Source organism: Paraburkholderia sediminicola, assembly GCF_902859805.1.
GTDB lineage: Bacteria > Pseudomonadota > Gammaproteobacteria > Burkholderiales > Burkholderiaceae > Paraburkholderia > Paraburkholderia sediminicola.
In genome coordinates, this window is sequence record NZ_CADIKC010000016.1 from 119,648 (window position 1) to 129,278 (window position 9,631).

The following is a 9,631-nucleotide window of genomic DNA, read 5'->3' on the forward strand; positions in this document are numbered from 1 at the left end:
GGCCTGCCATTACGCAGGCCTTTTTTGTCCGCGTTCGTCAACCCTCGCCGTCGACCCTCAACCGGCCAATCACTCCTTTCGCCTGTCCCACGCGCTCGACCAACTCAGGTCCACGCTTGAGTGCAACGCCAACCGCCAGAATGTCGCCGATCGCCAGATGCGACATGCGCGACGTCATCGGTGAAAACACATCGTTTTCCTCGACCACGTTCGAGAACAGACAAATCGACGCGACCCGCGCAAGCGGCGAACTGCCATGCGTAATCGCGATCACCTTCGCGCCGCGGGCGAGTGCCGAACGTGCTGCCTCGATGATGTCGCGGGTTCGTCCGGTGTTGGACACCGTGACCACCACATCGCCAGGTCCAAGCAGCGCCGCCGACATCGAGTAAGTATGCGGATCGGAATACGCGACACTCGGCATGCCGAGCCGGAAAAACTTGTGCTGAATATCCTGCGCGGCAATGCCTGAGCCGCCCGCACCGTAGAACTCGATGCGCGCCGCGTTCGCCAGCAGTTCGACTGCCGCTTCGACGCTATCCGGCGACAGGTTGTTACGCACTTCGATCAATGTGCCGATCGTCCGGTCGAATACCTTGGCGATCAGGCCGGGCGCACCCTCATCCGGTCGTACGTCGCGATAGACGGTTGGCACGCCCGACGCAATCCCCTGCGCGAGTCGTATTTTGAACTCACGAAACCCGGAAAACCCGAGTGCGTGACAGAACCGCGCGATGGTCGGCTGGCTGACGCCAGCGCGGGCGGCCACTTCCGTCATCGACAGATCCAGCACCTCACGCGGCGCTTCGATCACGTAATCGGCCAGCTTGCGCTCGGACGGACGCAGTTGGTCGCGCATCTCTTCCACCTGGGACAGCATCATCGGAAAACTCGCACTATGCTGAAGAATGCGTGGACTATATCTGATTGCTGAAGAAGGTACAAAAACTACATATTGAAGAGTAAGTGTATTCCCTGGGTTTTGCCGTAAACATCGCCAAGGCAAAGCCAGTAAGGCCGTACGGCTATTCAAAAATGCCGCGACGCAGCAGGAGTCGTGATTGCGATCGTGTAGTTTTTCTACTAACATGGCGACGTCGACTGTTCGACATCCCCGCGATACCTGCCTGGCATAGTGCGCCTACGCCTCACGCCAGCGACGAAGGAGCTCCGATGGTTTCCCCGCATTCGCAATTGTTGAAGGTCACGCAACGCGTGGTCGAGCGCAGCAAACCCACTCGCGAGGCGTATCTGGCCCGCATCGCGCACGCTCAGGGCAAATTCCCGGCACGCGGCGCGCTCTCGTGCGCCAATCTGGCTCACGGATTTGCTGGTCTTGAAGGCCACGACAAGCTCGTCATCAAGCAGATTCGCCAGCCGAACATCGGCATCGTGTCCTCGTACAACGAGATGCTGTCTGCGCACGCGCCGTACAAAAACTACCCGGACATCATCAAGGAAGCCGCGCGTGAAAACGGCGGTGTCGCGCAATTCGCCGGTGGTGTGCCGGCCATGTGTGACGGCGTCACACAAGGCAACGCGGGCATGGAGCTGTCGTTGTTCTCGCGTGAAGTGATCGCGATGAGCACCGCAGTCGCCCTCACGCACAACATGTTCGACGCAGCGCTGTGCCTCGGCATCTGCGACAAGATCGTGCCCGGCCTGCTAATCGGCGCGCTGCAATTCGGCCATCTGCCAACGATTTTCGTGCCGGCCGGCCCGATGGGCAGCGGCCTGTCGAACGACGACAAAGCCAAGACACGCCAACTGTTCGCGACCGGCCAATGCGGCCGTGACGCGCTGCTCGAAGCAGAAGCCGCCGCGTACCACAGCCACGGCACCTGCACGTTCTACGGCACCGCAAACAGCAATCAGATGCTGATGGAAGTGATGGGCCTGCATCTGCCGAGTTCAGCGTTCGTGCACCCGCATACGCCGCTGCGTGACGCATTGACCGCGCAAGCCGCACGCCGCGTGCTCGACTTGACGGTGGATCGCGGCAACTACATGCCGATCGGCCACGTGGTCGACGAAAAAGCGATCGTGAACGGCATCGTCGCGCTCCTGGCAACAGGCGGTTCGACCAATCACACGCTGCACCTCGTCGCGATTGCGCGCGCGGCCGGAATCGTGATCGACTGGGACGATTTCGACACGCTGTCGCAAGCCGTGCCGCTGCTCGCCAAGATTTACCCGAACGGCAAGGCCGACGTGAACCACTTCCACGCCGCGGGCGGCGTCGCGTTCCTGGTCCGCAATCTGCTGGAAGGCGGTTTGCTGCATGAAGACGTCAACACCGTCGCCGGCAAAGGTCTCCATCACTACACCGAAGAACCGAAGCTTCTCGACGGCAAGCTGCAATGGGTGCCGGGCACGGAAACGAGCGAAGACACAGCAGTGCTGCGCGGCATCAAGGAACCGTTCCAGCCGGACGGCGGCTTGCGTCTGATGCAGGGCAAACTCGGCCGCGGCGTGATCAAGATTTCGGCGGTCGCAGCGCAGCATCGCAAGGTGAAGGCGCCGGCGATCGTGTTCGATTCGCAGGAAGCCGTGCAGGCCGCGTTCGACAACGGCGAGCTCAAGCGTGATTTCATCGCCGTGGTGCGCTTCCAGGGCGCCCGCGCAAACGGCATGCCCGAGTTGCATCGTTTGACGCCGTTGCTCGGTGTGTTGCAGGATCAAGGTTTCCACGTTGCACTGGTGACCGACGGCCGCATGTCCGGCGCATCGGGCAAAGTGCCGGCGGTGATTCACCTGTCGCCGGAAGCCTTGCTGCAAGGCCCGATCGGCAAAGTCCGCACGGGCGACATGCTGGTGATCGATGCAGACGCCGGCGTGCTCGACATCGAAATCGATGCGGCCGAATGGGCAGCGCGGCCGGAAGCGTTGCCGTTGCATCAGGCGGAAAACGAAGTCGGCTTCGGCCGTGAACTGTTCGGCGTGTTCCGTGCGGCGGCAGCGCCGGCGGAGCAGGGCGCCTCCGTGTTCGGTCCGATGGTGGGCGAACGCGGCGCGCAGCACGGCGAACACAAGAAAGCACACTCAAGCACCACTCAAGCCAGCCACGAGCTGCAGAAACAAGGAGTCTGACTATGACGGCGAAAACAGTAAGCGATATCGTGCGCCTCGGCCCGGTGATTCCGGTGCTCGCGTTCGACTCGGTCGAACAGGGCGAAAACGTGTCGCGCGCGCTGCATGCGGGCGGCGTGAAGGTGCTCGAAATCACGCTGCGCACGGCTGCAGGACTCGGCGCGATCGAACGCGCAAGCCAACTGTCTGAAGACATCGTGGTTGGAGTCGGCACGATCACGAAGCCCGAGCATTGTTTTCAGGCGAAAAAAGCGGGCGCGCAATTCGGCGTGTCGCCAGGTCTGACGAAAGACATGCACAAGGCGGCGCAGGATGCGGGTTTGCCGTTGCTGCCGGGTGTCATGACGCCGAGCGACATTATCGCGGCGCTCGAACTCGGCTACGAAATCGTCAAATTCTTCCCCGCGCAGCAAGCCGGCGGTATCCCGATGCTGCAGGCGTTTTACGGCCCGTTCCCGACGTTGAAATTCTGCCCGACCGGCGGCATCACGGCCGAAAGCGCCATCAACTTCCTCGCACAACCGAACGTGGTGTGCGTCGGCGGCTCGTGGTTGACGCCGAAAGCTGCACTCGCTGCGCAAAACTGGGATGAAGTCACGCGTCTGGCGCGTGCCGCCAGCGAACTGGCCGCGCCCGCTCATTGAGTTGAAACGACGCGTCTTTTAATCCAGTAGCTACGTCCTACACAAAGGAGCCTCGTCGAAACAGCCTGTCAGGCTGTCGCGCCGAGGCTCCTTTGTGATATGCGTGCCGGATTCACGCGCTTTTAGAGACAACAAACAGTAAAATTCAGCGTCCGCGCGGCTTGCCGGGTTTTCAGGCACCGCTCGAGGTCGCCGTGAGACAGGTGCCAGCTGTGTTCCGCACCAACAATCAATAACGCAAAGGAGGAGCTTCATGGAAGCTGTCCACGGCAGCACGCTGCTGGTCTTCGCGGTGATCGCCATCGCACTTCTGATCCTGCTGATCACCCGCTACAAGGTTTACCCGTTCCTCGTCCTGATCATCGTTTCGTTGCTGCTGGGTCTCGCGTCCGGCATGCCGATCGGCACGATCGTCAAATCGTTCGAAACCGGCAACGGCAATACGCTCGGCCACATTGCGATCGTGGTCGGCCTCGGCACCATGCTCGGCAAAATGATGGCCGAATCGGGCGGCGCGGAGCGCATCGCGACCACGTTGATCGACAAGTTCGGCGAGAAGCATATTCACTGGGCCATGATGGTCGTGGCGATCATCGTCGGCTTGCCGGTGTTTTTCGAAGTCGGCTTCGTGCTGCTGATTCCGATCGCGTTCAACGTCGCCAAACGCACCAACAAGTCGCTGCTGCTGGTCGGCCTGCCGATGGTTGCAGGTCTGTCCGTCGTGCACGGTCTGATTCCGCCGCACCCGGCTGCGATGCTCGCGGTGCAGGCGTATCACGCCGATATCGGCAAGACGATCGCGTACGGGCTGATCGTGGGCGTGCCGACGGCGATCGTCGCCGGTCCGCTGTTCGCGCTGTTGATTAGCCGTTACATCAAGCTGCCGGAGAACAATCCGCTCGCCGCGCAGTTTCTCGGCGGCGCCGGCGGCACGCAAACCGATGCAAAACAGGCGGCGCCCAAGCGCGAGCTGCCGAGCTTCGGCATCACGCTGTTCACGATCCTGCTGCCGGTGATTCTGATGCTGATCGGCAGCTGGGCCGACCTCGTGTTTACGCCGAAGACCTTGGCAAACGATCTGCTGCGTTTCGTCGGCAATTCGGACGTCGCGCTGTTGATCGCCGTACTGGTCAGCTTCTGGACCTTCGGCGCGAGCCGCGGCTTCAATCGTGAGCAGATCCAGAAGTTCTGCGGCGATTGTCTGGCGCCGATCGCGGGTATCACGCTGATCGTGGGCGCGGGCGGCGGCTTCGGCCGCGTGCTGATGGATAGCGGCATCTCGAAGGAAATCGTCAACGTGGCAACGGCCATGCATCTGTCGCCGCTGCTGTTCGGTTGGCTGGTGGCTGCGCTGATTCGTCTGGCCACGGGCTCGGCAACCGTCGCGATGACGACGGCCTGCGGAATCGTCGCGCCGATTGCTTCGGCCAGTGGCGTGCAGGTCACGCCGGAATTGCTGGTGCTCGCCACCGGTTCGGGTTCGCTGATTTTCTCGCACGTGAATGACGGCGGTTTCTGGCTGATCAAGGAATACTTCGGTATGACGGTGGGGCAGACCTTCAAGACATGGTCGCTCCTAGAAACTGTCATTTCCCTGATGGGTCTGGGTTTGACTTTCGCGCTCGCGACGGTCGTGTAAGGAGTTTTTGATGATTTTGATCGCAATGGGCGTGTCGGGCGCCGGCAAAACGAGGATTGGCGAAATGCTGGCGGAACGCCTGCACTGCGCATTCACCGACGGCGACGCATTTCACAGCGCCGCCAACAAGGAGAAAATGCACCACGGCATTCCGCTGACCGACGAAGACCGTTGGCCGTGGCTGCAAACCATCCGTGTCGCGATCGAAGAGAAGCAGCGGGCGGGCGAGAAGGCGGTGTTCACATGCTCGTCGCTGAAGCGTTCGTACCGCGATGTTTTGCGCGGCGGGAGCAACGGTGACAAGGACGTGTGCTTCGTCTATCTGAAGGGTTCGTTCGAGGTGCTGCGCGAGCGGCTGACCACGCGCACTGGCCACTTCTTCGATCCGTCGCTGTTGCAAAGCCAGCTCGATACGCTCGAAGAACCGGGTCCGGACGAAGCGATCACGGTGAGTATCGAGTTGTCGCCGGAAGCGATTGTCGACGAGGTGTTGAGGCAGATGGAAGTCCGTTAAGGGTGCTTCTCCTCCTGTAGAGAGTTTGATATTCCGCTGTTGATCCGCCTCGCCGCAAAGCGAGGCGGATCCTCCAAAACTGTTTGGCGTCTAGCTTCAAATGCCGGGCAGCGTTCCAGAGCGCCACGGCCGTGTGCCGGCCACGATACTTCTTCATTGACGTGCGCGGCAAGGTTCTGCCTCGAAGTGGCGCACATTTGTCTTCCTTCGTTTGAGCCGTCCCTGCTAGCGCAAACGCGCTCGATCTGTCACTCCGTCCCAATGCAAATTGTCGTCGCTCATGCGATGGAAATGGGCGAGTGCATTCTGACGTTTCCCAATCACATTCCCATTCGAATGCCTTACAGTCCGCGTTGATTTTGCGCCTCTTGGCGCAGTGTTTTGATTAGCGGATGAAATGTACAGGCTGTGAAGACTTCCCTCAGACCGATCGCGTCAACTGGTGTCGGATTCGGTACACACGCGTCCGATGCAAAGCGGCCGCGCGTATCGCCGCGCAATGCTCCGAAGCTGGTATCGATGACCTATGTCAGCGCGTTGCTCGCGAGCACGGCGAGTTCCGCGTTCGCAATTGAAGCAACTGATCCCACGAACCACGCGATCCTGGACCAGCAGCAACAAAGGCTGCTCGATCAGGCGCGCGAACAGCGCGAAGGTCTCAGTACGCGTGAGCCGGCAGCGCCTGTGGCTGCGCCGCGCGTAGCCACGTCGCAGACGCTGGACGTACTCGGCGCACAGACCTGCCTGCCGGTAGAAAAGGTTGGTTTTAGCGGCGCGGCGCTGCTGCCGGATGACTTGAAGTATCAAATTGCGCTCGAAGCAGCGGGCCGTTGTCTGGACAACGCTGAACTCGCCCATCTGCTTGACGAGGTCAACGACTGGTATGTGCAGCACGGCTACGTCACCAGCCACGCCTGGCTGCCTACGCGCGAAGCTGGAAGCGGTGCACTGGTGGTTGCTGTGGTGGAAGGCAAGCTGTCACGGGTGTATTTCGCCGATGGCGATGGCAGGAGCCGCGCCGACAGCGCCGCGCGAATTGCGTTTGCGGGCACGGCTGGCGAGCCGCTCAACCTGCGCGATATCGAACAGGGAGTCGACCAGATCGACCGCATCGTGCCTGGCGGCGTGAAGGCGGCCGTGCGCGCGGCGCCACAAGAAGGATATTCAGACGTTGTATTGAGCGGCCAGCCAGTGCGCCTGTTCAACTTCGTTGCCGGCATCGACAACAGTGGCCAGAAAAGTACTGGCAGGCAGAATTTCAACGCCGCAGTGACGGTCAATAACGCACTTGGCCGGGCGGAGCAATTGGGCGTATCGGCGACAACAACGCCTGCGTTGCACGGCGACCGTTTTCGACGCACCTTTGGCGCATTTGCGACCGTGCCGTTTGGCTACTGGAGCTTCGGCTACTCGGGCGCGGCCGGCAACTTTGCTGTGCCTCTCGATTTTTCCGATGTGAAGCTTCGCTACCACGGCAGCAGCCTTCAGAACCGCTTCACCGTTACAAGGACAGTCGAGCGCAATGCCGCACGCAAGATAGACGTTTTTGCGTCCTTGTCCAATTACGTCGGCAACTCGTACATCGAAGAGTTTCAACTGGAGAACGGCTCGGAGCGGACCAGCACGGCGCAGGTCGGCGTCAACTTCGCGACGCGCGTCGGAAGCAAAAGCTACTTCACGTTCAGCCCGGCGTTCACTCAGGGCTTGCCGTTTGCGACTCGCGATATGAGCGGGGACGGCGGCCCGTCGGCTGGCTTTCGCAAACTGGCGGCAAGCGCCAGCCTTTACACGCAAATCACACCGAGCGTGGCGTTTCTCTCATCGGCTTACGCGCAGTGGGCGCCCGCCGCACTCTTCAGTAGCGAGCGCATGGTGGTCGGCGGCGACACCTCCGTTCGAGGTTTCCGGGATCAATACCTGTATGCCAACACCGGTGCGTATCTGCGTAACGAAGTCGACTGGAGCATGCCGCTCCCATCCGTAGGTACCCGCGTAACGATGACGGCCGCGATCGATGCAGGCCGCGTGGTTCCGGTAAGCGGCGAACCCAATGCAAGCGGAAACCTGGTTGGCGCCGCAATCGGCGCATCGGCCACCTGGAAAGGCGCTACTGCTTCGCTTTCGGTCGGTGCTCCGCTGTTTGCTCCTAAGCGGCTGAACGCTGATCCAATCGTTCTCAACGTCCGGTTGAGTTCTTCTTTCTAACATTTAGGAAACTTGATGAAACAACATCGTCTCAACGTATTGAATGTCGCAACACTCGCCGCGCTGGGTGTGAGCGGCAGCGCGATCGCCGGCGGTATCGTCAGCGCGGGCGGACAGACTCAGGTGGTGACGCCAGGCAACACGCCGATCGTGAACATTGCTGGCGCCAACTCAGCGGGCGTCTCGCGCAACACATTCAGCAATTTCGATGTCGACAAGAACGGCGTTGTCTTCAACAACCTGACCGCGGCAGGCGTGAGCCAGCTTGCGGGTCAACTCGCCGCCAACGCGAACCTGAAGGGTACTGCCGCCAAAGTGATCGTCGCCGACGTCAACTCGGCGCAGGCATCCAAACTGAACGGCGCAATGGAAGTCGCCGGCGCGCCCGCGCATCTGCTGATTGCCAATGCGGCCGGCATCTCGGTGAACGGCGCGACGACCATCAACGCGCCCGTGCTTACGCTGGCGGCAGCCAGCTTCAACCCGCGGGCCGACAGCCCGCTCGCCTTGAGCGTCGACACGAACCGCGCAACGCCGGCAACGATCGAGATCAATGGCGACGGCCTGAACGTCGGTGCGGGGCAAGTCAACCTGCTGTCACGCGCGACGCTCGTGAACGCAACGGTCAAGGGCTGGACGATCAATTCGCAAAACGGCACGCAATTCGACGGCGACGCAGACGGCAACTTCGCGGGCAAGCTGACAGCGGATGCGGCGGGCGCCAAGCCGGCGATTGCGCTCGACGTCTCGGAGTTAGGTGGCATGTACGCGAATAGGATCGTGCTCGAAGGTTCGGAGCATGGGCTGGGCGTCAACAGCGCCGGTCGCATCGCAGCGGGCAAGGGTGGTCTGGCAGTGCAGATGTATGGTGCGGATATCGCGCTGCGGGGTTCGAACGCGCATGTCGACTTGGAAGGTTTCGGAAGCATCGTCCGCAGTGCTGAACACGGCGGACTGGATGAAGCGCAGTATTTCACGGCGAAGAAACAGGAAGCCGCTGCTGAGCACGCCAGGGTCGATGCCTATTTTAACTATTCGCCCGCAGACGACGCAAATCTGTCCGACAGCAGCAAGATTGCGTTGATCAACGACCTTGCCTGGCGCACCAGCGACGCTGGGCGTAAGGCAGCAAACGACGCAGCCCAGGCGGAGCAGCAACAGCGCCAGGCGGAAGCGGATCGCTTGGCATGGGACGCCGAGCAGGAACGTCTGGCGAAGGAGCAGGCGGCCCGTCAGGCTCAGATGGAAGCGGATCGCGAGGCTTGGGAAGCTAACCATCGGGCAGAGCAGCAGCGTGCGGAAGAGGCGCAGCAGGCCGAGCAGGAACGTCTGGCGAAGGATCAGGCGGCCCGTCAGGCTCAGATGGAAGCGGATCGCCAGGCTTGGGAAGCTAACCATCGGGCGGAGCAGCAACGTGCGGAAGAAGCACGGGCCGCAGCGCAGGCGGCGCAGCAGGCTGAGCAACAGCGTCTGGCAAACGAGCAGGCGGCCCGTCAGGCTCAGATGGAGGCGGACTACAAGGCGTGGCAAGCCAACCAG

At 61.4% G+C, this 9,631-nt stretch carries 7 protein-coding genes; 6 read left to right on the forward strand and 1 reads right to left on the reverse strand.

Going from position 1 to position 9,631, the window contains the following annotated elements; all coding sequences use genetic code 11:
- Positions 1-37 precede the first annotated feature (37 nt).
- Positions 38-883, reverse strand: a complete 846-nt coding sequence (locus R8871_RS35130; protein WP_175054516.1) for a MurR/RpiR family transcriptional regulator — start codon at positions 881-883, stop codon at positions 38-40.
- Positions 884-1,173: 290 nt separating this feature from the next.
- On the opposite strand from R8871_RS35130, the gene edd reads away from it, so the two are divergent.
- The 6 genes from edd to R8871_RS35160 form a co-directional block, all read left to right on the forward strand.
- Complete coding sequence (gene edd, locus R8871_RS35135; protein WP_175054517.1) at positions 1,174-3,090, forward strand: phosphogluconate dehydratase; 1,917 nt, start codon at positions 1,174-1,176, stop codon at positions 3,088-3,090.
- A gap of 2 nt (positions 3,091-3,092) precedes the next feature.
- Positions 3,093-3,734, forward strand: a complete 642-nt coding sequence (gene eda, locus R8871_RS35140) for a bifunctional 4-hydroxy-2-oxoglutarate aldolase/2-dehydro-3-deoxy-phosphogluconate aldolase (RefSeq protein WP_054034506.1) — start codon at positions 3,093-3,095, stop codon at positions 3,732-3,734.
- A 253-nt stretch (positions 3,735-3,987) separates the two neighbouring features.
- Complete coding sequence (locus R8871_RS35145) at positions 3,988-5,373, forward strand: GntP family permease (protein WP_175054518.1); 1,386 nt, start codon at positions 3,988-3,990, stop codon at positions 5,371-5,373.
- A gap of 10 nt (positions 5,374-5,383) precedes the next feature.
- Entirely contained in the window at positions 5,384-5,887 is a 504-nt protein-coding gene (locus R8871_RS35150; protein WP_175054519.1) for a gluconokinase, read from the forward strand.
- Between the two features lie 519 nt (positions 5,888-6,406).
- A complete protein-coding gene (locus R8871_RS35155; RefSeq protein WP_175054520.1) occupies positions 6,407-8,092 on the forward strand; it encodes a ShlB/FhaC/HecB family hemolysin secretion/activation protein in 1,686 nt (561 codons plus the stop codon).
- Positions 8,093-8,107: 15 nt separating this feature from the next.
- Positions 8,108-9,631: filamentous hemagglutinin N-terminal domain-containing protein (locus tag R8871_RS35160; protein ID WP_175054521.1), on the forward strand; the 1,524-nt coding region annotated here is incomplete at its 3' end.

What these genes read in the sequence shown, in the direction of transcription:
- edd (WP_175054517.1), top strand. Translation starts at nt 1,174, where the DNA reads ATGGTTTCCCCGCATTCGCAATTGTTGAAGGTCACGCAACGCGTGGTC.
- R8871_RS35145 (WP_175054518.1), top strand. Translation starts at nt 3,988, where the DNA reads ATGGAAGCTGTCCACGGCAGCACGCTGCTGGTCTTCGCGGTGATCGCC.
- eda (WP_054034506.1), top strand. Translation starts at nt 3,093, where the DNA reads ATGACGGCGAAAACAGTAAGCGATATCGTGCGCCTCGGCCCGGTGATT.
- R8871_RS35150 (WP_175054519.1), top strand. Translation starts at nt 5,384, where the DNA reads ATGATTTTGATCGCAATGGGCGTGTCGGGCGCCGGCAAAACGAGGATT.
- R8871_RS35155 (WP_175054520.1), top strand. Translation starts at nt 6,407, where the DNA reads ATGACCTATGTCAGCGCGTTGCTCGCGAGCACGGCGAGTTCCGCGTTC.
- R8871_RS35130 (WP_175054516.1), bottom strand. Translation starts at nt 883, where the DNA reads ATGATGCTGTCCCAGGTGGAAGAGATGCGCGACCAACTGCGTCCGTCC.